Genomic DNA, 23,140 nt, shown 5'->3' on the forward strand with positions numbered 1-23,140 from the left:
TCACAGGTAGTGGTCAATCAAGAGTGCGGCGAACAGCAGCGACAGATGGATCAACGAGAAGCGGAAGGTCCTGCGCGCGAGCGCGTCGGAGTAGTTGCGCCACAGTGCCCAGGCATAGCCGCAGAAGCCGATGCTCAGCGCGATGGCGCTGGCCAGGTAGAACCAGCCGCTCATGCGCATCATGAAAGGCATGAGGCAGGCCGCAAACAGCACAAAGGTGTAGAGCAGGATCTGCAGCCGCGTGAACTCCGAGCCATGGGTGACCGGCAGCATCGGCAAGCCGGACTTGCGGTAGTCCTCCACGCGGTAGAGGGCGAGCGCCCAGAAGTGCGGCGGCGTCCAGAGGAAGATGATCAGGAACAGGATCAGCGATTCGGGCGAGACCACACCGGTCATGGCGGCCCAGCCCAGCACCGGCGGCATGGCACCGGAGGCGCCGCCGATCACGATGTTCTGAGGCGTCAGCGGCTTGAGGATCACGGTGTAGACCACCGCATAACCCACGAAGGTGGCGAAGGTCAGCCACATGGTCAGCGGGTTGACGGCGAAGTACAGCACCGCAGAACCAGCTGCGCACAGGGCGGCCGAGAAGGAGAGTGTCTTGCCGTTGGTGAGCTGACCCTTGGCGGTGGGCCGCCAGGCGGTGCGCTTCATCTTGGCGTCGATGTGCTGCTCGACCACGCAGTTGAAGGCCGCGGCCGCACCGGCCACGAGCCAGATGCCTAAGCAGGCGGTGGCCGCGAGCTGCACCTGCGCCCAGGTGGGCACGCCGGGCACGGCCAGCACCATGCCGATCAGCGCGCAGAACACGATGAGCTGGATCACGCGTGGTTTGGTCAGCGCGTGGTACTGGCGCCAGACCGAGGGCAAGGCAACAGCCACGGAGGGAGAGGAAGCGGCGCTCATGGGGTCGATCGGAACATGTTCAGGGCGGGAGCGCCGGTTGTTTCAGCGCGGCGGGGTGCGGCACTGCGCGTGCCGCCCAGGGCGCCGGTGAAGACGATCACGAGCGCCGCGGCACCGGCCGTGTGACCCACCGCGGCCAGCAGCGGCCAGTCGAGAACGACGTTGGTCAATCCGCTGGCGAACTGCCAGAGCGCGAGCAACAGCAGCGCACGACCCGTTTGACGCATGCCCGGCACACGCCACAGCCGCCAGCCGAGCCAGACCATCGCGCCGAGCACCACAAAGGCCATGAGCCGGTGCACCATGTGGATGGCGGTGAGCGCGGGGAAGGCGATCGCCTCACCGGCGCTGTTCATGCCCAGGTGGCGCCACAGCGCGAATCCTTCGCGGAAATCCATGCTCGGCCACCAGCTCCCCTGACAGGTGGGGAAATCGCTGCAGGCCAGCACGGCGTAGTTGGTGCTGACCCAGCCACCCAGCGCGATCTGCAGCCACAACAGGCCGAACACCGCCACCAGCGCATGGCGCAACCGCCCTGGCAACTCCACCCGGCCACGGGAGCCCGGTTCGGCCAGCCGGTAGCCCACCGCCTGCGCACGCAACAAGGCCAGCAAGCCCAGGCCACCGAGCAGATGCAGCGTGACGATGGCGGGGAACAGCTTCATGGTGACCGTGAGCGCACCGAAGGCGCCTTGCAGGCAGACCCACACCAGCGTCACCAGCGGCCACACGAACGACACCGAGAGGCGGCGCCGCTCCATCCAGCTCACCAGCGCCAACACCAGAATCAGAACACCCACGGCGGTCGCGAGGTAGCGGTGGATCATCTCGATCCAGGCCTTGGAGAACGTCACCGGGCCGCTGGGCATGGCGTCCTGCGCGGCGGCGATCGCCGTGCTCGCGCCCACCGGACTCACACTGCCGTAGCAGCCGGGCCAGTCGGGGCAACCGAGGCCCGAGTCGGTCAGGCGCGTGAAGGCACCGAAGAGCACGAGGTCGAAGGTAAGGAACAGTGTGATCAGGGTGAGCACGCGCAGCCGCTGCGCCGGCAACGCATGGCGGTTGCGTACCCACACCCAGGCCAAGGGCCCGAGCGCGATCACCACGCCCAGCAGCATGAGGCGGGCGATGGGGGCCAGGTCGTACAGCGGTTGGGCGTCCATATCAGTGCACCAATGCCCAGGAACGTTCACGATGGAAAAGGTGCCAGCCAGAGACACCGCGGAACTGGCTTTGCCAGGCCGCAGGTGTCGCCCCCTTGAGGGAGTAGCGCGAAGCGCTGCGGGGGTGTTTCATGGTCTGCCCTCTTTGTCCCAGAACGCAGAGGCACGCAGCAGCCGGTCCAGGTCGCGTTTGGCCTGCTTGGGATCGATATCGGCGGGGAACCGCATCATCCAGTTGCCCAAAGGATCGACCACGTAGAGGTGATCCTCGATCTTCTGGCCAGCCGCAGGCTGCAGCCAGGCCGCCAAAGGCTGGGCGTCGATCTGCAACACCTGCGCAGCTGCGGTGGCCTGTTTCAGGGGTTCGGACAAGGGTGCGTCTCCGGTGCGCAGCCAGACCCAGTCCAGGCGCTCCTTTTCGCGGCCCAGCGTTTCACGCAGTTGGCGTTGCAATAGAAGGTGCTCCTGACAAGCCTCGTTGCAGGCGCTGTCGGCCGCGCTGATCAAAAGCCACTGGTCCTTGAGCGCTTGCATGGGCACGGTCTGGCCCCGGGCATTGACCACCGTGATGGCGGGCAACGGGCGCTGCGGGTCGATCAACTCGCCATAGTTGCGCCGACCTTCGGGTCGGATGACGTAGTAGGTGAGGTACGACGCCACCACCGGCGCCACACACACCAGCGCCAGGCCCAGCAGCTTCCAACGCCCCGCGCGCGCATTCACCACAGCCCCGGCGCCACCCTGGTCGAGCTGGGGCAGGTTGTGCACGGTGAGGGTCAGGGGTTCATCGGGCATCTGTGCCATGGGAAATGCGCTTTCGGCGGGGGGAAATGAATTGGAACCAGATGTAGAGCAGGCCTGCAAGGGCACACAAGCCAAACCACTGGAAGGCGTAGCCGTGGTGCTTGTCGACACCCAGCGCTGCGCGAGGCCATTCGCGCAACAGGCCTTCGGGGGAAGCACCGGTTTGCTGCACGGACACGGCCAAGAGGTTGAGTCCGGTTTCCTCGGCAAAGCCGCCGAGGTCGACATTTTGCCGGATCGCACCTTTGCCTGCCTCGCCCAGCTGGTATAGCTTGCCCGGCGGCGGGGCCAAACGGCCCTCTACCTGCACCTCACCCGCGGGCGTGTCGATCGTCGGCACGCGGCTTCGGTCGGTGAAATCGCGCGGCACCCAGCCCCGCTGCACCAGCACGGCGCGCTGGCTGCCCGCCAGCTGCAGCGGTGTGATCAGAAAAAAACCGTTTCGGGCTGCCATCTGCCGGTTGTCAAGAAACACCGTGGCGCCGTTCACCCACTGCCCTCGGAGTTGCACCGGGCGGTGCAGACCCTCCAGTGGATCGGTCGCCAGCAGCAGATCGTCCGTCTGCCAGGCGGGCAGGTTGGCGTGCTGGTTGATCTGCTCCTGCAAAGCGATTTTCTGTCGCGCTCGGTCCAACTGCCAGAAACCCAGCGACGCGGTGACTGCCATGGTGAAAACGGTGGCCGCAGTAACAACGACGAACCGCGCACGCGCAGACATCATGATCCGGCTCCCGGCCCCGGACCGATGCCCGACGCAACACCGTGGGGTTCTGCCGCGCCGATAATCCGATGCATGAAATATCTGGTCATCGTGGCATTCATTGCCATCATTGGAAGTCTGGCCGCGGCCCTGGTGTTCATGATGCGCGGCGGCCAGTCCGACGCAGCCGATGCGCCCGACAGCCGGCCCCGCAAGAACCACATGGCCAGAGCGCTTGCGTTCCGCGTCGGGTTTTCCATCCTGTTGTTCGTGGTGGTGCTCATCAGCTATCTGATGGGCTGGATCCAGCCCACCGGTCTCCCATTGCAACGCTGATCAAACGCCCCCTGGCTTCTGTTGTAACAACAAAAAAGCGCCTGATGGCGCTTTTTTGTTGAGCCACCAGGGGTTGCCGAGCACCCCGGGAACCGCTCACAACCAATAGACCAGGATGTAGAGGCCCAGCCACACCACGTCCACGAAGTGCCAGTACCAGGCAGCGCCCTCAAAGCCGAAGTGGCGTTCGGGGGTGAAGTGGCCCTTCTGCAGGCGCAGGGTGATGAACAGCAGCATCAGCATGCCCACGAACACGTGGAAACCGTGGAAACCGGTGAGCAGGAAGAACGTGGAGCCGAAGATGCCCGAGGACAGCTTGAGGTTGAGGTCGGCGTAGGCGTGTGCGTACTCGTAACCCTGCACGAACAGGAACACCATGCCCAGGACCACGGTCATCCACATGAATGCGATGGTCTTGCCGCGGTTGCCCGCTTGCAGCGCGTGGTGGGCAATGGTCAGCGTGACACCCGAGGTCAGCAGCAGCGCGGTGTTGATCGTGGGCAGCCAGAATGGTCCCATGGTCTGGAAGGGCTCGACGATGCCGCCAGGCGATGCGGTGGCACCGGCCTGCATGCTGGGCCACACGGCCGAGAAGTCGGGCCAGATCAGCGAGTTCTCGATGTTGCCCAGCGCCGGCACCGAGTGGACACGGGCCCACCAGAGCGCAGTGAAGAAGGCACCGAAGAACATCACCTCGGAGAAGATGAACCAGCTCATGCTCCAGCGGAAGGACAGGTCGATCTTGCGGCCGTACATGCCGCTTTCGCTCTCGCCGACCGCTTCACGGAACCACTGGAACAGCACGATCAGCCAGAAGGCCAGGCCGAAGGCGAGCGAATATGCACCCCAGCCGTGGCCGTTGACCCATTGCCCCGCGCCAAGAATGACGAAGAACAGGCCGATCGCCGCCATCACCGGGTGCCGCGAAGGGCCCGGAACGTAGTAGTAGGGCGTTGTGCCGTGGGATGCTGCTGACATGCTCACTCCAGTTTTCGCTTGTTTGAATATGAAAAATCGTTCGGATCAGGGGCAGACTTTCAGCCCACGACCCAGTTCACCAACAGGATCAGGGCCAGAACGAACAGAAACGCCATGCCCACCCCCACTGCAATCAGGTGCAAGGGATTGAGCTTGGCAATGTCGTCCTGGTAATCGGCGTTGCGGCGCACGCCCAGGAAGCCCCACAGCACGGCCTTCACCGTTCCGACAAAGGAACCCTTGCGTTTGTGCAACGGCTCGGTCATACGGCACCTGCCGGCTTCAAGGCGGTCGGGGTCTCCACCTGCACCGCCACGTCGTCCGGAGCCGCCGGCACCTTGCCGCCGACTTCAAAGAACGTATAGGACAACGTGATCGTGGTCACGTCCTTGGGCAGGCGCGGGTCGATCACAAAGGCCACGGGCCAGGCCTTCTTCTCACCCGCCTGCAAGGTGTACTGCGTGAAGCAGAAACACTCAAGCTTGTTGAAATGGGCCATGGCCTGCTTGGGCGCATAGCTCGGAATGGCCTGAGCCGCCATGGTGCGGTTCTGGATGTTCTGGAACTCGTACATCACCGTGGTCAACTCGCCCGGGTGCACCTGCAGCGAACGCACGGCTGGCTTGAAATGCCACGGTCCACGGCTGTTCACATCGAACTCCACCGTGATGGTGCGGCTGGTGTCCACCTGCGTGTTGGCCGCAGCCTTGGACGTGGCTCCCGGAATCTGGCGGTCAGACAGCGACAGGACGTTGATTCCTGTGGCTTCGCAGATGGCGTTGTAGATGGGCACCAGCGCATAGCCGAAGGCGAACATGCCCAGCGTGATCACGCCGAGCTTGCCCACCATCTTGAAATTCTCGCTGCGCAGTCCCACGGTCTGGTTCCTGTGTTCGGTGATGCCGGGGCGTCAGCCGCCCAGGAACACCATCTTGCCGACGAACCCGATGAAGAACACCAGCGCCACCGACGCCAGGATCAATGCCAGGCGCTGGTTGTGCTTCTTTTGTTCAGGGGTCATGTTGCGAGCCATGGCTGTTTCAGCCAATCACCTTGGTGGCGGTGGCGTCGAGCTTGGGCGGATTTTCGAAGGTGTGGAACGGTGCCGGCGACGGCACTTCCCACTCCAGGCCTTCGGCGCCTTCCCAAGGCTTTTGCGAGGCTTTTTCGCCTTGGCCGCGCATCGCGGGCAGCGCCACGAACAAGAAGAAATACACCTGCGCGATGCCGAAGCCGAATGCGCCCACCGAGGCAACGGCGTTGAAGTCGGCGAACTGCATCGGGTAGTCGGCGTAACGGCGCGGCATGCCGGCCAAGCCCAGGAAGTGCATCGGGAAGAAGGTCACGTTGAACGAGATCATCGACCACCAGAAGTGGATCTTGCCGCGCGATTCCTTGTACATCACGCCGGTCCACTTGGGCAGCCAGTAGTAGATGCCCGAGAACATGGCGAACAGCGAACCGGCCACCAGCACGTAGTGGAAGTGAGCCACCACGTAGTAGGTGTCCTGCATCTGGATGTCGATCGGTGCGACCGACAGGATCAGGCCGGTGAAGCCACCAATGGTGAACACGAAGATGAAACCCACGGCCCACAGCATCGGGGTCTCGAAGGTCATCGAGCCCTTCCACATGGTCGCGATCCAGTTGAAGATCTTCACGCCCGTGGGCACGGCGATCAACATGGTCGAGTACATGAAGAACAGCTGGCCCGTCACCGGCATGCCGGTGGTGAACATGTGGTGCGCCCACACGACGAAGGACAGGATGGCGATCGAGCCGGTGGCGTACACCATGGACGCGTAGCCGAACAGTTTCTTGCGCGAGAACGCGGGCACGACCTGGCTCACGATACCGAAGGCCGGCAAGATCATGATGTAGACCTCGGGGTGGCCGAAGAACCAGAAGATGTGCTGGTACATCACCGGGTCACCGCCGCCGGCGGGGTTGAAGAAGCTGGTGCCGAAGTGGCGGTCGGTCAGCGTCATGGTGATGGCGCCCGCCAGCACGGGCATCACGGCGATGAGCAGGTAGGCGGTGATCAGCCAGGTCCAGCAGAACATGGGCATCTTCATCAGCGTCATGCCGGGCGCGCGCATGTTGAGGACGGTCACGATGATGTTGATCGAACCCATGATGGAGGACGCGCCCAGGATGTGCATGGCGAAAATGCCGGCGTCCATCGAGGGGCCCATCTGCAGGGTCAGCGGGGCGTACAGCGTCCAGCCGGCAGCGGGTGCGCCGCCGGGCATGAAGAAGGAGCCCACCAGCATGAGCGCGGCGGGGATCATCAGCCAGAAGCTGAAGTTGTTCATGCGGGCGAAAGCCATGTCGCCAGCGCCGATCTGCAGCGGGATCATCCAGTTCGCAAAGCCCACGAAGGCCGGCATGATCGCGCCGAACACCATGATCAGGCCGTGCATCGTGGTCAGCTGGTTGAACAGGCCGGGGTTGACCAGTTGCAGGCCAGGCTGGAACAGCTCGGCGCGGATCAGCAGGGCCAGCACGCCACCGACCATGAGCATGGTGAACGCGAACAGCAGGTACAGCGTGCCGATGTCCTTGTGGTTGGTGGCGTACACCCAGCGGCGCCAGCCCGTGGGGGCGTGGTGATCGTGGTCGTGGCCGTGGGCGTCGTGGTGGTCGAGAACAGCACTCATGGTCGATTTCCTTGGAAGCTCAAAGTTTTTTCGGCAACGCGATCACTGGCGGGCGGCTTGCACTTCGGCCGGCTGCACGATCTGCTGGGTCTGGTTGGACCAGTTGTTCTTGGCGTAGGTCATGACCGCGGCCAGCTCTGTGTCGCTGAGCTGTTTCCAGGCAGGCATGGCGCCGTTGTTTTGTCCATTGAGCAAGACGTTGATCATCTTGCCTTTGTCTGCGTCCACCACGACGGCCGAGCCGTCAAGTGGCTTGATGGGGCCGGCACCCTTGCCATTGGCCTGGTGGCAGGCAGCGCAGTTGGCGGCATACACCGACTCACCGCGCTTGACCAGATCGGCCAGCACCCACACTTTGGACGGGTCATCGGCCGCGGCGGCCATGGCCTTCTGTTTCTCGCCCACCCAGGCGCTGTAGGCCTCGGCGGACACCACTTTCACGTGGATAGGCATGTAGGCGTGTTCCTTGCCGCAGAGTTCGGCGCACTGACCGTAGAAGTCACCGGTCTTCTCGGCACGGAACCAGGTGTCGCGCACGAAGCCCGGGATGGCGTCCTGCTTGACACCGAAAGCCGGCACCATCCAGGCGTGGATCACGTCGTTGGCGGTGGTGATGATGCGCACCTTCTTGCCGACCGGCACCACGAGCGGGTTGTCGACCTTGAGCAGATAGTCGTCGGTGGCCTCGGGCTTGCCGCTGTTGGACATCACACGCTGGTTGTTGTCCAGGGTGGAGAGGAAGCCGATGCCCTCGCCTTCACCTTTGATGTAGTCGTAACCCCACTTCCACTGCATGCCCGTGGCCTTGATGGTCAGGTCGCTGTTGGTGGTGTCTTTCTGGGCCACCAGCACTTTGGTGGCCGGCAGCGCCATGCCGATGACGATCAGCAGGGGAACGATGGTCCAGCCCAGTTCCACCCAGATCGGCTCGGCCAGCACCTGCGACTTGTGACCCACCGACTTGCGGTGCTTCAGGATGGAATAAAACATCACGCCGAAGACGATGAGGAAGATGACGGCGCACAAGGCCATCATGAACCAGTGCAGCCAGTGCTGCTCCTCGGCAATGCGGGTGACCGGAGGCGCAAAGTTGAGTTGATTGACGGCAGGGCCGCCAGGCAGGTCGTTGACCTTCTGTGCCGCGACCGTGGTCCAGGCGCCCAGACCGAGCATCAGCGTGGAGGCGGCAGCGCAGAGCTTGGCCCAGGGGTTCCGTGGGGAATGCACCGTTTTCTTCGTCGTACTCACTTTTAGCGCCTCAAATATAAGTATTGATTTATATCAATGCCGATTAGAACAAACTTTCTGGGCCCCACCCAGCACAAAACCACTCAACCAGATCCCGGGGTCCCGTCAAACCCCACGCAGGGCTTGGCGGATCTCCCGGGCCAGCCTCGGTCGCAGGTCGGATCGCACAAACCGCCCCACCTGCACCGACTGCCCCCCACCGCGGACCTCGATCAACCGATCTGAATCCGCCAACGGTTCAACGCGCACCCACTCGCAAACAAACTCACACCGTGAGGACCTTCCCCCAGTTTCCCACTCCACCACCAGGCGCCCATCCAGCAACCTGATGCACTCGCTGTCGGTCGCGTGGCGTGCGTAAACCAGAAAGGCCGCCCCCACCGCAACCAACTCCAACACCGCAAATGGCAACACCAAAGTGGCACCTTGCAACCAGAAAAACCCCGCCACACCCATCGAAAGGATGCACAAGGAAGCGTAGAAGTAGCCCAATTGAGCCGGGGTGACCGAGCAGTTGCGCTTCAGGGTCCACTCGATGCCTTGTTCAGACATCGTCGCGAATTGGAAAGCGTTGGTTGCCTGGCTCACCATCCACCACCGGTACTGGTCGCCACCGCCTCGAAAGACGGAGCGTTGGCAAAGGGAAAATACCCTCGGAATTTTGGCCAGCGTCGATTGTAGCGGCGTGAAACCGGGACTCCCCTGACAAAGGCGTCACTCCCGACCGGGACAAGGTGGCATGCAGCCCTCAGCGACGGCTGGCGCGCAGCATGGCCCGCATGTCGTCCACCGCCAGCGACGTGGATGTGGCGATCGGCACGCGGGGCTCGGGCTTGAAGGCATGGCCGTAAATGATCTCGAAGGTCAGCGTCAGTCTGCCGTCGGGCGCACGCGGCAGGCCCGCCTCGATCACGGCGCACAACCTTGCGTGCCAGAGGCGCGATCGGCAAGCGCCAAACCGCTGGTCGCTCAGGTTGTGACCCAGCCCGCGCAGCTCGGCGAGCAGGGGAGCAGCACCGCTGTAGGACAGGGTGATGCGCTCCATGTCCATCACCGGTTCGGCAAAGCCGGCGTGCACGAGCATGTCGCCCCAGTCGTGCATGTCGGTGAAGGCATGCGCCGGGGCTGGCCAGCCGTGTTCGGCGTAGAGCGCGCGCAACTCCTTGAGGCTGTCGGGGCCGAGACAGGAAAACATGAGGAAGCCATCGGTTTCGATCTGCTGGTGCCATTGCGCCAGCAAGGCCTGCGGTAGAGGCTCCATGTGCAGCGCCATGTTGGCCCACACCATGCGCGCGCGGGTGTCGGTCGTCGCGGCCGTCGGACCGGTGGCTCGGCCCCATTGCAAAGGGTTCCACGACCTAGACGGTGCTTCGCGCGTGGCCTCAAGAGCCTCGGGCAACCGCCGTGCCATCACGTGGCAAGGTGCGTCGGGCAGCATGCCGCGCAGCTTGCGGTGAACCTCAAGCCCGCCTTGCACCGGCTCCCAGTGCAGCCAGCTGGTGGGCTGTTCGCGAAACCACGGTAGCCGATCGGCCATGCGCGAACCCACTTCTTCGTGCAACCACGGACTGGCCGCACCGGCGCGGTTCAACCAGCGCTGCGCCGCGCCAGGATCCATTCCAGGCACGGGTTTCTCTGAGGTGACGGGTGTGTTCAAGCGGCAAAACGGGCGGTCAGCCCAAAGGGGTATCGGCGGGAGCGCGTCAGTATATTGGCCCGATGCTCGCCGCCCGACACGCCATCGTGGAATCCCTGCCCGCCGCCTGCCAGGTCTGCGCCGCCTGGCCGACCCAGCCGGTGTGCGAAGCCTGCATCCAGCGGTTTGCACCACCCCAATCCCGTTGCAGGGCGTGCGCCGCCGTGTTGCCGGGCGAGCCTGGCTTGTGCGGCGCCTGCCTGACCCGACCCGATGCGGCCGCCGTGCAGCAGTGCGTGGCCGCAGTGGATTACGCCTACCCGTGGGACGGCCTGATCGCGCGCTTCAAGTTCCGCTCGGAACCGGGTTGGGCGCAGCCATTCGCCCAGCGTCTTTTGCAGGAGCCGCAAACCCAGCAGTTGCTGCAAACCCGGCCGTTGGTGGTGCCCATCCCCTTGACCGCAGCAAGACTGGGCGAGCGTGGCTACAACCAAGCCTGGGAGCTGGTCAAGGCGCTGCACGCCCGGTGCCGCCGGCACCCGCCTGCCCCGCCCTTCGACACGCTGGCCACCGCCCTGGTGCGCCTGGGCGAGACGCCCGATCAACACAGCTTGGGCCGTGAGGCGCGTTTGCGCAACCTGCGCGGCGCGTTCGCCGCCCACCCTTCACACACCCATCGGTTGGTGGGGCGACACGTGCTGCTGGTGGACGATGTGACCACCACCGGCGCCACGCTACAAACGGCCGCGCAAGCCGTGCTGCATGCCGGGGCCGATCGGGTCAGCGCACTGGTGTTCGCACGCACGCCAGCGAGCCGGTAAGCTCTGCCGCCATGTTCAACATCGTTCTCGTCAGCCCCGAAATTCCGCCCAACACCGGCAACGTGATCCGGCTCAGCGCCAACACGGGCTGCGCGCTGCACCTGATCGAGCCGCTGGGCTTTTCCATGGACGACAAGCACATGAAGCGCGCCGGACTCGACTACCACGAGTACGCAACCCTGCACCGGCACGCGGACTGGGCCACGTTCCTTCGCACGCGGCAACCCGATCCCGCCCGGCTGTTCGCCTTCACCACACGCGGCAGTCACAGTGTTTTCCACAACACCTTCCAACCCGGCGACTGGCTGGTCTTCGGCTCCGAGACCAGCGGCCTGCCGGAGGCACTGCGCGAGTCGATACCAGCGACTCAACGCCTTCGCCTGCCCATGATGGCGGGCCAGCGAAGCTTGAATCTCTCCAACTCGGTGGCGGTGGTGGTCTTCGAGGCGTGGCGGCAGCAGGCCTTTGCGGGCGCGGTTTCGTGACGCAGGTCACGCGCCAGGCGAATGAAAACCATCGACTTCTACGACACTCGCCCGATAATTTCCCATGCCTGCCCGCATCCTGTCACCAGCCGCTTCGGCCCAGCCCCGTACCCTGGCTGCGCCGTTCGCCCGGAGAATCGATTGATCACTTCCTTTGCCCGCTGGCTGGGCGTGAGTTTCACGCCTCGCAGGCGCAGCACCCACAAGGCGACGCTCAAGGACCTGGCGGTTATCCGCCGGCCGCTCCTGCATGCGATCGAGGATTGCATCGATCAACAGGCACTGCGCCTGCGCACCAAGATCGAGTCGGCGCGCACCCCACAAGAACTGTGGATGCTGCGCAACGACGCCTTTCAGCTGATCTCGCAGCAGCACAACCAGTCGGTGGCGGCCGAGCGCATCAACGAACTGATTCAATGCTTCGAAGGCTGGCTCGAGCCCAAGCAGCTCATGCGAATCAAGTAACCCTGCCCCGTCAGGGATAGCGCCGGACCAGCGATTCGGCGAAGCACACCGGCTTGTCCGCGCCCTCGCGCTCCACCACCACGCCCCAGGTCATTTGCTGGCCACCGTGTTCGATGGCCTCGCAGGCCTGAAGCGTCATGCGGGCTCGCACCCGGCTGCCCACGGGCACGGGCGAGGTGAAGCGCACGCGGTTGAGTCCGTAGTTCACGCCCATGCTCGAGCCTTTGATGTCCAGCGCGGACTCGAAGAACACCGGCAGCAAGGACAGCGTGAGGAAGCCATGTGCGATCGGTGCGCCGAACGGGCCGGTCTTGGCACGCTCCACATCGACGTGGATCCACTGGTGGTCGCCGGTGGCCTCGGCGAAGCGGTTCACCTGCTCCTGGGTGATGGTGACCCAGTCGCTCACGGCCACTTCCTGGCCCACGCAGGCCGCCACATCGGCCAGGGATTCGAATGTTTTCATGCCGCTCACTGTACGACCGCGAGGCGCCAAAGCATGTCGGCACCGGGACAGCATCAGGCGCTCAGGCGTCCAGCCACCGGCAGATGGCCTGCCACTGCTGCAGGTCCTTGTCGACCCGACCGGGCGCCACGTCGAACAGGGTGAGGCCACGCGCCGCGAGGTGGATGTAGTTCTGCGTGTCGCGCAGCGTGCCCAGCACCGGCAGCCCCAGACTGGCCACGAATTCGTTGAGCTTGTCGGCCGCGATGGTGCGCGGGTCGACCCGCATGCCGACGATGCCGATCTGCAGCTTGTCGGCTCGGCGGGTTTCGGCCAGTTCGTCGAGGAAGGCGCGGGTGGCGTAGATATCGAAGATGCTGGCCTGCAACGGCACCAGCACCTTGTCGGCGATCTTGAGCACGTCCTTGAAGCGCCAGCCATGCAAGCCGGCGGGCGTGTCCAGCACGACGTGGGTGGTGTCCTTGGGCGGGCGGGCGATCAGGTCGTGCGACACCGCCCAGCTCTGGATCGGACGCGCGGCCGGTGGACGCAACTTGAGCCACAAGGCCGACGACTGCTGGCGGTCGACGTCGCCCAACATCACCGGGTGGCCCTTGCTGGCAAAGTAGCCGGCGACGTTGGTCGACAGCGTGGATTTGCCCACGCCTCCTTTGGGATTGGCAACCACCACGATCGGCATCTGGAGCTCCTTTGCGCGAGAACAGCCCGCACGGCGAAGGCGCGGGCAAGGGCTGGTACGGCGAGCGCCTATGTTATCGCCAGCGCGTCCCACACCAGTTTGCAGCCCGTGAGAAACATGCCGGTGTAGACCATCCGGTAGAACAGCTGCGGCTTGATGCGGTGCGCAATGCGCACGCCCACCCACACGCCGATGGGCGCGAACGGCAACAGCGCCAACGAGGTCGTCATGTTGCGCACATCGAGCAAGCCCAGCCAGGCATAAGGAATCCACTTGGCCAGGTTGATGAAGAAAAAGAAGAAGGCCAGCGTGCCGGTGAACAGCAGAGGGGGCAGGCGCAGCGGGATCACGTAGGCATTGAGCGGTGGCCCGCCCGCGTGCGCGATGAAGCTGGTGAAACCGGAGGTGACGGTGAGCAGTGCACCGATCCATTTCGGCGGCGGCGCGCTGTCGGGCTTGGGCGGGAACGCAAGGCGCTGGGCCAGGAACAAGAGCGTGAACACACCCACGATGCCGGCCACCATGCGCGCGTCCAGCACCTTGAACAGCAGCGCGCCCACCACGATGCCGGCCAGACCGAACGGCAGCAGGAACATCAGCAGGCGCCGGTCCACGTTCTTGCGAAACGCCGCCATGCCCAGCAGATCCATGAGCAGCAGCACCGGCATGAGGATGGCCGCGGCCTGTGGCACCGTGACCGCCAGCGCCATCATGGGCACGGCCAACGAGCCGAAGCCCGCGCCGAACCCGCTCTTGCTCACACCCAGCAACAGCACGGCGGGAATCGCCACGGCATAAAAGAACGGATCGGTGATGAGGGACAGGGCCACGGGCAGCAGACAAAAGAAGAGCCCGCTTCACGGAGCGGGCTCGTTGAGGTGGTTGGATTATCGGCGGGTGCTTCAGGCTGTGTAGTCCACCTGGTGACGCGCCACACGCAGGCCTTCGATGGCCTGGCGCACCCGCAGGTGTTCGGGGTGCACGGCGTAAGCGTCGAGCGCAGCCTGCGACTCGAATTCGGAATACAGCACCACGTCACAGGCGTAGTCGACACCGCTGCGGTCCACGCCGATCTCCAGATGAAGCAAACCGGGAATCTTGCCGCGCAAGGCTTCAAACGCGGCTTTGACGCGGTCGATCGAAGCGGCCTTGGCCCCGTCGGACCCGCCCTGGATGTTCCACATGACGATGTGCTTGACCATGGTGTTCAAGCGGCGGGCGGGAAGCCGGCCTTTTGGGGCCAGAGGTTGACGAACGCATGCACCGAGGAGCTGCCATACAGACCGGCCTGGGTGAACGGCTCTTCTGCCAGCCAGGCGTGGGCCGCGTCGCGCGTCGGGAAGTCGATCACCAGCAGGCTGCCCAGCATGGTGGCACCGTCGTCGTGCACGAACGGACCGGCAAACGCGATGCGATCGGCCACCGCCGCCAGATAGGCCTTGTGCGGCGGGCGCACAGCGGCGCGCAGCGCGGCGGAATCGGGTTTATCGATGAGGATGAAGGTGAACAGCATGGTTGTCTCAGAGGTAGGCCAGCGAAGTGGACAGGCTGGGGAAGGCGGCCAGGATGACCAGCACGACGACCATCATCAGCACGAACGGAAAGCTGCCGGCGAAGATGTCGCGCACGGTGATGCGCGGGTCGTTCAGCGCCGACTTCACGGTGTAGACCGACACGCCGAAGGGCGGCGTGAGCAGGCCGATTTCCACCGCCACCACGGTGATGACGCCGAACCACACCACGTCCATGCCGAAGGCGCGCGCGATCGGCAACACGATGGGCAACATGATCAGCATGATGGAAACCGAATCGATGATGCAGCCCAGCGCGATCACGATCAGCACGTACATGAACAGAAAGCCCCAAGGGCCCAGACCCATGTTCGTGATGCCTTCGGTCACGGCTGAGGGCATGCCGGTGAGCGCGAGCATGCGGCTGTAGAGCATGGCCGCGATGATGAGGAAGAGCACCGAAACCGACACAAAGCCGGTCTCCACCAGCACCTGCCACAGCTTGCGCCAGGTGAGGCGCCCGCGCACCAGTGCAATCACCAACGCCCCCGCAGCACCCACGGCACCCGCTTCGGTGGGTGTGAAGAAGCCCGCATACAGGCCGCCGAGCACCAGGGTGATGAGCAGCAGGATGGGCACGAACTTCTTGGCGGCCGACAGCGGTGTTTCTTCAATCCCGGCGCCCACACCCGCCAGCGCTTCAGGCGTGCCCACCTTGTGCGGCACCAGCCACGCCATGCCCACGATCAGCACACAGAAACCTAGCGCCAGCAAGGCGCCGGGAATGATGCCGGCGATGAACATGCGGCCAATGGATTCTTCAGCCAGCACGCCGTAAATGATCATCAGCAGGCTGGGTGGAATGAGCATGCCCAGCACGGAAGAGCCGGCCACCACGCCCACCGAGAAGCGCGGTGTGTAGCCGTGGCGGATCATCTCGGGCACCGCAACCTTGGTGAACACCGAGGCCGAAGCGATGGAGATGCCGGTGATGGCGGCGAACACCGCGTTGGCCGCCACCGTGGCCAGGCCCAGGCCGCCGCGGATGCGGCGCAAGAGCCACTGGAACACGTCGAACGTGTCTCTCCCCACCCCCGACACACTCACCAGCATGCCCATGAGCACGAAGAGCGGGATGACGCCAAACAGATAGTCGCGGATCGCGTCGTTGGCAGACGCCGCCACAAAACGTGCCGCAACCTCGGGGCTCTTGATCAGCCACACGCTCACGAACGAGGTGGCGATCAGCGCGATGCCGATGTGCATGCCGAAGTAGATGCCTGCGAGCATGCAGACGATGGCGGCAATGCCGATGTGCAGTTCGGTCATGCGGTCTCTCCGGCTTCGCGCCAGTCCTGAAACGCCAGCAAGGCGTATTGAATGGCAGCCAGCGCCGCACCCCCCAGCACCACCAGCCGCATGGGCCAGGTGGGGAAGGTGAAGATGCCTTCGATGCCCAGGAACTCGTCGTTGCCCCAGGCGCGGCTGAGCAGCGGCCAGGTGGCGTAAGCGATGACGCCGCAGGCGAAAATGCCCACCACCGAAAACACCGCGCGCAGCCGCCTGCCGGCGCGGGGACGCTTGAGGATGTAGGGGTCGATGAACAGGTCGGCCCGGCTCATGCGGCCGTGGCGCAAGGTCGCCGGCAGCTGCAGGAACACGATCACCACGATGGACGTGGCCACCAGCTCGGCCACGCCGTCGATGGGGTGGTTGAGCAGGTTTCGCATCAGCACGTCCACCACCATCAGCACCATCACCAGGCCGATGACGATCGAGCCAAAGGCATTGAGGCTGTCGATCAGGCGCCCGAACGCACTGGTGGGCGCACCGGAAGGCGGTGGACCCGCTTCTAGGTCGGTGTTGGCTTCATAGCTCATGTCAGAGCTCTTTGTCCCAGTCGCGCGCGGGCTTCACGCCCCGCTTGCGCAGCGCATCCATGTAGGTCTTCACGATCTCCTTCGCCGGGCCCTTGGATGCATTCGTCTTGGCCCACTCGGCCGCCAGGTTGGGCATGGTCTTGACCCACTTGTCGCGCTCGCCCGAACTCATGTTGGTGATGCGCACCGACGGCGTCTGCTTCGCGCCGTTGGTCTCCATGGTCTTGAGCGCGGTCTCGTAGCGCTGCATCAGCGTGGCGCCCAGCGCCTTCGAATACTCCTTGCCCACGTCTTTCACGATCTGCTGCACCTCGGGCGGCAGGCCGGCGTAGCTGTCCTTGTTCATGGCCATGCCGCCGATGTAGAGCGCACCGATGTTCACCGTGGTCACGTAAGGCGCCACCTCGTAGATCTTGTTGGGCAGGATCCCGGTGGCGATCGAGATCGTGCCCTCGCTCACGCCCGTCTGGATGTCGGTGTAGTAGCTGGTCAGCGAGCCGTCCACCGGCACCGCGCCCGAACCCTTGAGCCACAGACCGATGCTGCCGGGCGCGCTGATCTTGCGGCCCTTGAGGTCGGCGTAGGTGGCGATCGGGTTCTTGGTGAACAGGTGGTAGGTGTCCACGCCGGTGGCGCCCAGGAACACCATGTTGTTCTTCTCCCATTCCTTTTGCAGCGCAGGCACCTTCTCGTTCATCTCGTTGGCCACGTCCAGAATGATGCGCACGTCGTCGGTGGTGAACGGGGTCACGGTGCCGAACTGCGAGAGCGGCATCTTGGCGGCTTCGAGGTTGTGGAACACCCAGCCGATGTCGGTGATGCCCTGCTCCACGCTGGTGAGCGTGGCGTTCATCTTGTAGAGCTGGCCACCGTAGGCTTCGCGCCATTCGATCTTGTAGCCCTTGTTGAGCGCGGCCACGCGCTTGTTGACCTCGGGCACGAACAGCGAGCTCATGAGACCGACCCAGGGCAGCGTGGTCGGGTGGCTCGACGCGATGGTGAGCTTGAAGGTTTGCTGCGCATGGGCGGTGCCCATGCCGGCGGCGGTGAGAGCGGCCACCAGCGTGGTGGCGAGGAAGGCGCGTTTCATCATGGTCTTGTCTCCTTGTGGTGGGGCGGTAACGAAAAGGATCAGGCGGCCGGGTTCAGCACGAAATCAAACTCGACGAGGTAAGTGCCGTCGGCCTGGGGCAGCCAGTCGGCGATCAGCGATTCGCGCACGCCGAACACCGCGTCGGAATCCAGGTACTGGTCGCCGTTGCGAAACACATGGGTGATCAGCGTCTGGTAGCCCGGGGCCTTGATGAGGAAGTGCAGGTGGGCCGGGCGCCACGGGTGGCGTTTGGTGGCTTTGAGCATGTCGCCCACCGGGCCGTCGTCGGGAATCGGGTAGGCCTCGGCCAGGATCGAGGTGAAGTGGTAGCGGCCCCGCTCGTCGGCCTGCAGCACGCCGCGGGCCTGGGCACCATCGCAGTCGGGGCGCTGCACGTCGTACATCCCCTCGGCGTCGGCCTGCCAGACCTCGATGTGCGCCAGCGGCACCGGCGCACCGTCCAGGCCGCGCACCGTCCCGCGCACCTCGCACGGCGTGCCCTTGGCGCCCTGCGCCACGTCGCCACCCAGCTCGATGTGCGGTGCGCCTTCGACATGGAACGGGCCGAACACCGTGGCCTCGGTGCAGCCGGGCGGCTTGTCATTGTTCATCGCCACGGTCAGCATCGACAGACCCAGCGTGTCGGACAGCAAGATGAACTCCTGGCGCTTGTCATCGCACTTCTGGCCGGTGGCCGTGAGGAATTCGATGCCCTGCATCCACTCGGCCTCGGTCAGCTTCACCTCGCGCGCAAAGGCGTGCAGGTGTTGCACCAGGCTGGTCATGATCTCCTTCAGGCGCGGATCGGGCGTGTGCGCGAAGCGCGCGATCACCGCTTGCGTGATGTTGTATTGGTCGAGGTTGCGCACGGCTGGTCTCCTTCGAGTTCTTCCTGCTGGTTCTTCCTGCGGGGTTTTCTCTGTATGCCCGCACTGTAGAAGCTGAGCACAATGTCATCCAGTGCGGCGCTGCAAATGACTTTTCCGCGCGCTGCAAATACGGGGTGAACATGGATCGCTGGACCGAGATGGAGTTGTTTGTGCACGTGGCCGAGAGCGGCAGCTTGAGCCGTGCGGCGGAGTTGATGGACATGTCCAACGCCAGCGCCAGCCGCCAGCTGGCCGCGCTTGAAGAGCGCCTGGGCGTGCGCCTGGTGGAGCGCAACACGCGCCGCCTCTACCTCACCGACACGGGTCAGGAGTTCTTTCAGCGCGCCCGCAGCATCCTGGCCGACCTGCGCGACGCCGAGTCCACGGTGAACGCCGCCGCGCTCAACCCAACCGGCACGCTGCGCATCAGCGCCTCGCTCTCGTTCTCGCTGCACCACATCGCACCGCTGCTGCGCGAATACACCGAGCGTTACCCCAACGTGACCGTGCACGTGGAAGCCGCCAACCGCTACCTGGACATCATCGACAACAACATCGACGTGGCGATCCGCAACCGCGAGGTCGAGCCCGACAGCAACATCACCATCCGCCGCCTGGCCGAAACCCGCCGCGTGCTCACCGCCTCACCGCGGTATCTCGCCAAACACGGTTTCCCCAAGACGCTGGACGATCTGCAGCGCCACCACCTGTTGATTTATGTGCACGCCAACAACCCCTACGAACTGCGCTTCACGCGCGGTGAAGAGAGCCAGACGGTGGCAGTGAAGGCCCTGCTCGAATCGAACGACGGCCAGATCCTGCGCGCCGCCGCACTCGACGGCCTGGGCATCCTGGTGCAGCCCAGCTACATCGTCTACGACGACATCGTGGCCGGTCGCCTGGTGCCCGTGCTTGACGACTGGGACCTGCCCCGCATCACGGTGAACCTGGCCTACCCCAGCCGAAAACACCTCAGCGCCAAGGTGCGCACCTTCATCGACTTCATGGCCGAGCACTTTGTGAAGATGGGGTATGAGCGCAAGTGGACGGGGCGGTTCACGGTGTACTGACGCTGGGACGCTCAGTGCAGTTTCACCAGCGGCGTGGCCCGCTTGACCAGGAAGCGAGCCAGCGCCAGCACTGCGGTGCGCATGGTGCCGAGCACGGCCTGGTGGTGCATCAGATGCAGGCTCACGTACATGGTGCGGGCCAGCAGGCCCTGCACAAACCAGGTTGAGCGGAACAGGTTGCCCATGAGGTTGCCCACCGACGACTGCGTGCCCAACGACACCAGCGAGCCGTGGTCCTTGTAGACATAGGGTCGATCGGGTGCTGACTGGCCCTGGGCACGCCGCGTGAGCGCCTCTACCAGGTAGCTGGCCTGCTGGTGCGCGGCCTGGGCGCGCGGCGGCACCCAGCCGCCGTCGGCCGTGGGGCAGGCGGCGCAGTCGCCCAGGGCGTAAATGTCGGTCTGGCCCTGCACCAGCAGGCGGTCCGTCACCTGGAGCTGCCCTGATCGACCGGTGGGCATGCCCAGCGTGGCCAGCACGTCGGGCGCCTTGATGCCGGCGGCCCACACCACCAGATCGGAAGGAAACACGCGAGCTGCGGCGTCCTCCACCTGTTGCGGCGTGATGCGCGCCACCCGGCAGTTCACTTCGATGTTCACATGGCGCTCTTTCAGCAACTGCGCAGCGGCGACCGACACCTTCCCGGGCAAAGGCGCGAGGATGCGATCGGCACCTTCGAGCAAGGTGATCTGCACGTCGCGGTGCGGGTCGATCCGGCGAAAGCCGTAGCGCGAATGCACCACGCTGGCTTCGCGCAATTCGGCCGCCAGCTCCACGCCGGTGGCGCCGCCCCCGATGATCACGATGCGCACCTGGCCCTCTGCGCCGGCGCTCTTGCGCAGATCGGCCGCCGTGAGCAGCTTGAGCATGCGCAGGCGAAAGTGCTCCGCATCTGCCGGGCGGTTGAGCGAAAGCGTGAACTCCGCAGCCCCGGGCACGTTGTAGTGGTTGGCCGTGCTGCCCACGGCGAAGACCAATTGGTCAAACGGCAACTGGCGCGCCGGCACCAGTTCCTCGCCGTGCTCGTCCACCACGGGCGCCACGCTCAGCACCTTGCCGGGCAAGTCCAGCCCGGTCATGGCGCCCAGGCAGAAGGTGAAGCCGTTGTCGTGCGCCAGCATTTCGTACGACAAGCCCTCCTGGTGGATGTCGAGCGTGCCTGCGGCCACCTCGTGGAGAGAGGGTTTCCAGATGTGGAAGAGCTGCTGGTCCACCAGCGTGACCTGTTCCGCACCCATCCGGCGCCCGAGTTTGCACGCCAGTTCCAGGCCGCCTGCGCCGCCTCCCACGATCACGATGCGCTGTTGTTGCATGTGTGTCTTCCCTGCATGAGTTACAGGTCCGACTGTAGAGGAGCGCAGGTCGGGCCGAGATCAACCCGGTCGTCGCCCCTCGAACGCATCCTGCAACAACCGCCGGATCGCCTCTGCCTCCAACGCCCGCGGATTCGGGTACTGGTTGCTCATCGCAATCTCACAGGCCCGGTCCAGATCGGCCTCCAGCATGCCGATGTCACGCAGCGCCACGGGAGCGCCGTTGTCCCGCGCCAGATCGAACACCGCTTGTGCCGCGTTGGTGCCGCCCAGCGCGGTGGCGATGCGGGCCACGGCCTCGGGCACTGCGGCCGCGTTGTAGGCCAGCGCATGCGGCAGCACGATGGTGTGGGTTTCGGCGTGCGGCAGGTTGAAGCTGCCGCCCAGGGTGTGGCAGAGCTTGTGGTGCAGAGCCATGCCCACCGCGCCGAGCACGGTGCCGCAGAGCCAGGCGCCGTACAGCGCATCAGACCGCGCGGTCACGTCGCCGGGGTTGGCCTTGATCACCGGCAGCGCGCGGCCCAGGGCCGCGATGCCTTCCTGCGCCATGAGGCTGATGATGGGGTTGGCGTCGACCGCGTACAGGCCTTCGGCGGCGTGCGCGATCGCGTTGATGCCGCTGGTGACGCTCAGTCCGACGGGCAGGCCCAGGCTGAGTTCGGGGTCGTAGATCACGGTGCGCGGCAACACGCGAATGTCCTTGCCGGTCTTCTTCAGACCGGCCTCGGTGATGCCGTAGATCGGCGTCATCTCGGAGCCGGCGTAGGTGGTGGGGATGGCCAGGATGGGCAGACCCGAGTCAAGCGCGATGGCCTTGCCCAGACCGGTGGTGGAACCGCCGCCGATGGCCACGGCACAGTCGGCGCCCAGCTGGTGCGCCACCTCGCGGGCTTCGCGCGCCGTCTCGATGGGCACGTGCATCACGGCGCGGTCGAACACGCCGGCGGCGCGCTCACCCAGCAGGGCCACCACACGCTCGGCCATGCCACGCTGCTCGGGCGTGCACAGCACCAGCGCGCGGTGCGCGCCCATGGCATCGATCTCTTGCGGCAGCTCGGCCAGCGAGCCTGCGCCAAACACCACCCGCGAGGGCAGGCTCTGATAGTGGAATCGTTTCATGTGGTCAGCCCTGCACTGCGTTCGACCGCCTTGATGATGGCGGCGTAGTCGGCATCCGCATCGCCGTGGGCGCGCGCGGCGTCCATGAGCTGGCGGGTCAGGGCGGTCTGGGGCAGCGGCACCTGGTGTTCGCTCGCGGCACCCAGGATGAGGTCGAGGTCCTTGACCATCTGGTTCACGGTGAAGGTGGCGGAAAAATCGCGCTCCGCGAGTTGTGCCGACTTGGCCTTGACGATGGGCGAAGCCACGGCGCTCGCGCCCATCACGCGCCACATGTCGTGCCAGTCCAGTCCGCCCTTGCGGCCCAGCGTGAGCGCCTCGCCCAGCATGGCGCTGGTCTGCGCGATCATGAGGTTGATCACCAGCTTCATCAGGCGCGCCTGCTCGGCCTCGCCCAGGTAAAACTGGTTCGGCCCCCAGCGCTGCAGCAGCGGCAGCAGCCGGTCGTAGGTGTCGCGCGGGCCCGAAGCCAGCACGGTGAGCTGCGCGGCTTCGGCCATTTTGTTGTTGCCCGACACGGTGGTGCGCACATGCTCGATGCCCGCGCCTGCGCAGATCTGCGCGGCCCGCGCCGACGCGGTGGGCGAGACGGTGCTGGTGTCGACCCAGAACGTGCCCGATCGCGCGTACGTGGCCACCTGTTCGGCCACTTTCAGCAGGGCGGCGTCGTGCGGCAGGGACGAAAACACGCCATCGGCCTGTTGCAGCGCCAGCGCCACGTCGGTGGTCACGGCAAGCCCCTGCTCAATCGCGATCGTGTGGCGTGCGGGGTCGTTGTCGCTCACGCTGAGGTCGGCGCCGCTGGCGCGCAGGTGCAGGGCCATGGGCAGGCCCATCTTGCCCACACCAATGAAGTGCAATCGCATGTGTTGTCTCCTGGTCGCCGGTCGCGTGCGAAGGTGCCCGCTCCAGCCTTGCGGGCAGTGTCGCGGGCCTGC

29 protein-coding genes are annotated in these 23,140 nt (G+C 65.0%); 5 read left to right on the top strand and 24 right to left on the bottom strand.

All coding sequences use genetic code 11. The annotated features are described in order from the left end of the window. From cyoE to ASE11_RS09695, 4 genes are all read right to left on the bottom strand, one after another. Positions 1 to 906 carry a heme o synthase gene (cyoE, locus tag ASE11_RS09680; RefSeq protein WP_056269768.1) on the bottom strand — a complete coding sequence of 302 codons (906 nt, stop codon included), beginning with the start codon at positions 904 to 906 and terminating at the stop codon, positions 1 to 3. After that, a complete protein-coding gene (locus ASE11_RS09685) occupies positions 903 to 2,069 on the bottom strand; it encodes a COX15/CtaA family protein (protein WP_056269771.1) in 1,167 nt (388 codons plus the stop codon). Before ASE11_RS09685 ends, cyoE begins: the two co-directional genes overlap by 4 nt. A gap of 129 nt (positions 2,070 to 2,198) precedes the next feature. Then, entirely contained in the window at positions 2,199 to 2,873 is a 675-nt protein-coding gene (locus ASE11_RS09690) for an SCO family protein (protein ID WP_056269774.1), read from the bottom strand. Further along, a complete protein-coding gene (locus ASE11_RS09695) occupies positions 2,854 to 3,540 on the bottom strand; it encodes an SURF1 family protein (protein ID WP_200959332.1) in 687 nt (228 codons plus the stop codon). The genes ASE11_RS09690 and ASE11_RS09695 overlap by 20 nt, the downstream gene beginning before the upstream one ends. A gap of 126 nt (positions 3,541 to 3,666) precedes the next feature. Here ASE11_RS09695 and ASE11_RS09700 point away from each other — a divergent pair, with 126 nt between their 5' ends. Further along, complete coding sequence (locus ASE11_RS09700; protein ID WP_056269780.1) at positions 3,667 to 3,909, top strand: twin transmembrane helix small protein; 243 nt, start codon at positions 3,667 to 3,669, stop codon at positions 3,907 to 3,909. Positions 3,910 to 4,005: 96 nt separating this feature from the next. Here the strand turns inward: ASE11_RS09700 and ASE11_RS09705 are convergent, their stop codons facing one another. The 8 genes from ASE11_RS09705 to ASE11_RS09735 form a co-directional block, all read right to left on the bottom strand. Next, entirely contained in the window at positions 4,006 to 4,887 is an 882-nt protein-coding gene (locus ASE11_RS09705; RefSeq protein WP_056269781.1) for a cytochrome c oxidase subunit 3, read from the bottom strand. Between the two features lie 59 nt (positions 4,888 to 4,946). Next, positions 4,947 to 5,153 (bottom strand): DUF2970 domain-containing protein, encoded by a 207-nt coding sequence (locus ASE11_RS09710; protein WP_056269785.1) that lies wholly within the window; start codon positions 5,151 to 5,153, stop codon positions 4,947 to 4,949. Next, entirely contained in the window at positions 5,150 to 5,764 is a 615-nt protein-coding gene (locus tag ASE11_RS09715) for a cytochrome c oxidase assembly protein (RefSeq protein WP_056269790.1), read from the bottom strand. Before ASE11_RS09715 ends, ASE11_RS09710 begins: the two co-directional genes overlap by 4 nt. Before the next feature lie 33 nt (positions 5,765 to 5,797). Next, positions 5,798 to 5,908: a cytochrome oxidase small assembly protein gene (locus ASE11_RS26545; protein ID WP_235501242.1), complete on the bottom strand. Its 111-nt coding sequence runs from the start codon at positions 5,906 to 5,908 to the stop codon at positions 5,798 to 5,800. Positions 5,909 to 5,927: 19 nt separating this feature from the next. After that, positions 5,928 to 7,547, bottom strand: a complete 1,620-nt coding sequence (gene ctaD / locus ASE11_RS09720) for a cytochrome c oxidase subunit I (RefSeq protein ID WP_056269794.1) — start codon at positions 7,545 to 7,547, stop codon at positions 5,928 to 5,930. Between the two features lie 42 nt (positions 7,548 to 7,589). Continuing rightward, positions 7,590 to 8,720 (bottom strand): cytochrome c oxidase subunit II, encoded by a 1,131-nt coding sequence (coxB, locus tag ASE11_RS09725; protein ID WP_056270654.1) that lies wholly within the window; start codon positions 8,718 to 8,720, stop codon positions 7,590 to 7,592. Between the two features lie 180 nt (positions 8,721 to 8,900). Next, positions 8,901 to 9,347 carry a DUF2244 domain-containing protein gene (locus ASE11_RS09730; RefSeq protein WP_414842443.1) on the bottom strand — a complete coding sequence of 149 codons (447 nt, stop codon included), beginning with the start codon at positions 9,345 to 9,347 and terminating at the stop codon, positions 8,901 to 8,903. A gap of 196 nt (positions 9,348 to 9,543) precedes the next feature. Continuing rightward, positions 9,544 to 10,413, bottom strand: coding sequence for a hypothetical protein (locus ASE11_RS09735; RefSeq protein WP_056269800.1), 870 nt, complete (start codon positions 10,411 to 10,413; stop codon positions 9,544 to 9,546). Between the two features lie 101 nt (positions 10,414 to 10,514). On the opposite strand from ASE11_RS09735, the gene ASE11_RS09740 reads away from it, so the two are divergent. The 3 genes from ASE11_RS09740 to ASE11_RS09750 are packed head-to-tail and all read left to right on the top strand — an operon-like array spanning position 10,515 to position 12,202. After that, entirely contained in the window at positions 10,515 to 11,252 is a 738-nt protein-coding gene (locus ASE11_RS09740) for a ComF family protein (RefSeq protein ID WP_056269804.1), read from the top strand. Positions 11,253 to 11,263: 11 nt separating this feature from the next. Further along, complete coding sequence (gene trmL / locus ASE11_RS09745) at positions 11,264 to 11,737, top strand: tRNA (uridine(34)/cytosine(34)/5-carboxymethylaminomethyluridine(34)-2'-O)-methyltransferase TrmL (RefSeq protein ID WP_056269807.1); 474 nt, start codon at positions 11,264 to 11,266, stop codon at positions 11,735 to 11,737. Positions 11,738 to 11,758: 21 nt separating this feature from the next. Beyond that, positions 11,759 to 12,202 carry a hypothetical protein gene (locus ASE11_RS09750; protein ID WP_156406291.1) on the top strand — a complete coding sequence of 148 codons (444 nt, stop codon included), beginning with the start codon at positions 11,759 to 11,761 and terminating at the stop codon, positions 12,200 to 12,202. A gap of 10 nt (positions 12,203 to 12,212) precedes the next feature. Here ASE11_RS09750 and ASE11_RS09755 read toward each other — a convergent pair whose 3' ends face one another. The 9 genes from ASE11_RS09755 to ASE11_RS09795 form a co-directional block, all read right to left on the bottom strand. Then, entirely contained in the window at positions 12,213 to 12,668 is a 456-nt protein-coding gene (locus ASE11_RS09755; protein WP_056269817.1) for a MaoC family dehydratase, read from the bottom strand. A 61-nt stretch (positions 12,669 to 12,729) separates the two neighbouring features. After that, the gene (locus ASE11_RS09760; protein ID WP_056269821.1) at positions 12,730 to 13,347 is read right to left on the bottom strand and encodes a ParA family protein; all 618 of its coding nucleotides are present in this window, start codon (positions 13,345 to 13,347) and stop codon (positions 12,730 to 12,732) included. 68 nt (positions 13,348 to 13,415) lie between these two features. Beyond that, on the bottom strand, positions 13,416 to 14,177 hold the full coding sequence (locus tag ASE11_RS09765; RefSeq protein WP_056269825.1) for a sulfite exporter TauE/SafE family protein: 762 nt from the start codon (positions 14,175 to 14,177) through the stop codon (positions 13,416 to 13,418). Positions 14,178 to 14,249: 72 nt separating this feature from the next. After that, positions 14,250 to 14,549, bottom strand: a complete 300-nt coding sequence (locus ASE11_RS09770) for a Dabb family protein (protein WP_056269828.1) — start codon at positions 14,547 to 14,549, stop codon at positions 14,250 to 14,252. A gap of 5 nt (positions 14,550 to 14,554) precedes the next feature. Further along, positions 14,555 to 14,860 (bottom strand): YciI family protein, encoded by a 306-nt coding sequence (locus ASE11_RS09775; protein WP_056269832.1) that lies wholly within the window; start codon positions 14,858 to 14,860, stop codon positions 14,555 to 14,557. Between the two features lie 7 nt (positions 14,861 to 14,867). Next, positions 14,868 to 16,187 carry a TRAP transporter large permease gene (locus ASE11_RS09780; RefSeq protein WP_056269835.1) on the bottom strand — a complete coding sequence of 440 codons (1,320 nt, stop codon included), beginning with the start codon at positions 16,185 to 16,187 and terminating at the stop codon, positions 14,868 to 14,870. After that, positions 16,184 to 16,738, bottom strand: coding sequence for a TRAP transporter small permease subunit (locus ASE11_RS09785; RefSeq protein WP_056269838.1), 555 nt, complete (start codon positions 16,736 to 16,738; stop codon positions 16,184 to 16,186). The genes ASE11_RS09780 and ASE11_RS09785 overlap by 4 nt, the downstream gene beginning before the upstream one ends. Before the next feature lies 1 nt (position 16,739). Further along, positions 16,740 to 17,831, bottom strand: a complete 1,092-nt coding sequence (locus ASE11_RS09790) for a C4-dicarboxylate TRAP transporter substrate-binding protein (RefSeq protein ID WP_056269841.1) — start codon at positions 17,829 to 17,831, stop codon at positions 16,740 to 16,742. Between the two features lie 38 nt (positions 17,832 to 17,869). Beyond that, on the bottom strand, positions 17,870 to 18,700 hold the full coding sequence (locus ASE11_RS09795; RefSeq protein WP_056269846.1) for an intradiol ring-cleavage dioxygenase: 831 nt from the start codon (positions 18,698 to 18,700) through the stop codon (positions 17,870 to 17,872). A 140-nt stretch (positions 18,701 to 18,840) separates the two neighbouring features. Here ASE11_RS09795 and ASE11_RS09800 point away from each other — a divergent pair, with 140 nt between their 5' ends. Continuing rightward, positions 18,841 to 19,770 carry a LysR family transcriptional regulator gene (locus tag ASE11_RS09800; RefSeq protein ID WP_056270659.1) on the top strand — a complete coding sequence of 310 codons (930 nt, stop codon included), beginning with the start codon at positions 18,841 to 18,843 and terminating at the stop codon, positions 19,768 to 19,770. 11 nt (positions 19,771 to 19,781) lie between these two features. Here the strand turns inward: ASE11_RS09800 and ASE11_RS09805 are convergent, their stop codons facing one another. Genes ASE11_RS09805 through ASE11_RS09815 form a run of 3 tightly spaced genes read right to left on the bottom strand, consistent with a single transcriptional unit; the run spans position 19,782 to position 23,068 of the window. Beyond that, the gene (locus ASE11_RS09805; protein WP_056269851.1) at positions 19,782 to 21,083 is read right to left on the bottom strand and encodes an NAD(P)/FAD-dependent oxidoreductase; all 1,302 of its coding nucleotides are present in this window, start codon (positions 21,081 to 21,083) and stop codon (positions 19,782 to 19,784) included. A gap of 60 nt (positions 21,084 to 21,143) precedes the next feature. Next, entirely contained in the window at positions 21,144 to 22,202 is a 1,059-nt protein-coding gene (locus ASE11_RS09810) for a maleylacetate reductase (protein WP_056269854.1), read from the bottom strand. Further along, positions 22,199 to 23,068 (bottom strand): NAD(P)-dependent oxidoreductase, encoded by an 870-nt coding sequence (locus ASE11_RS09815; protein WP_056269857.1) that lies wholly within the window; start codon positions 23,066 to 23,068, stop codon positions 22,199 to 22,201. Before ASE11_RS09815 ends, ASE11_RS09810 begins: the two co-directional genes overlap by 4 nt. Between the last annotated feature and the right edge of the window lie 72 nt (positions 23,069 to 23,140).

Source organism: Hydrogenophaga sp. Root209 (assembly GCF_001428625.1).
In the GTDB taxonomy this organism is placed as follows: Bacteria; Pseudomonadota; Gammaproteobacteria; order Burkholderiales; family Burkholderiaceae_C; genus Hydrogenophaga.